Source organism: Oleiphilus sp. HI0128 (assembly GCF_001635365.1).
The window spans coordinates 1-750 of record NZ_LWGG01000290.1; the positions used below are offsets into that span (position 1 = coordinate 1).

Consider the following 750-nt stretch of genomic DNA (forward strand, 5'->3'; position numbering starts at 1 on the left):
TTTTTCCGGTGTTTAGTTAGTCGCTGTATAGTTTTTCAGAAAGAGTTTCATCAGCCTTGTTTAAGACTTTGCGTATCTTTTCAAGCACCTCTAAAGACTCTTCAACACCACTCAAGACTTCCTGAACTTCACTATGAAGCTCTTCAAGTGAATCGTGTGTACCAGCTTCAAAAGAGTAGTCGAGAGCGGATTTTGACAGCCTGTGTATATTATCTAATTCATCAAATAGGCCAGAAGTATTTGCCTGGTTAGCAACCATGCAAATATCGAAGAACTCTCCAGAATCCAGCTCATCCGTTATTATTTCGTACTCATCTTCGGTTATAGGCATCTTTTTTACTGTTCCGTTTTTTTGATTAAATGATAATTGCTGCCTAAGGAGAGCTATTATTCAAATACTTTAGCCAAGAGGTTTTCTTCGACTAGGTAAATCGCACCTTCGATAGTAGGAGCCGGGATCATTTGACTCCAAGACCAGCGCCAAGTACCTAGAATTTTGTTCTTTTCTCGATCCCTTACAGATGCCACAATTAGCTTAATTCTATCTTGAATAGGTTGATAGCCGAGTATTAACTCATACCGATTATTCGAGGAACTAACATTTTTATATGTAGTTTCAGTGTTTGAGTCTGCGTGAATAGTTACTTCCTTAGCTGACTCTTCAGTACTAAGAGCTACTTTATATCCCTTAGATTCGAGTATGGTTTTTAGCTCTATTGTAATAAGAAGAGGGTCACTTGAGAGGTTAAC

2 protein-coding genes are annotated in these 750 nt (G+C 38.3%); both read right to left on the minus strand.

Annotated elements, in window-relative coordinates:
• Positions 1–16: 16 nt before the first annotated feature.
• Complete coding sequence (locus A3763_RS03750) at positions 17–331, minus strand: hypothetical protein (protein ID WP_068633478.1); 315 nt, start codon at positions 329–331, stop codon at positions 17–19.
• A gap of 56 nt (positions 332–387) precedes the next feature.
• On the minus strand, positions 388–750 hold a 363-nt coding region (locus A3763_RS28035; protein ID WP_197482740.1), incomplete at its 5' end, for a hypothetical protein.

What these genes read in the sequence shown, in the direction of transcription:
- A3763_RS03750 (WP_068633478.1), bottom strand. Translation starts at nt 331, where the DNA reads ATGCCTATAACCGAAGATGAGTACGAAATAATAACGGATGAGCTGGAT.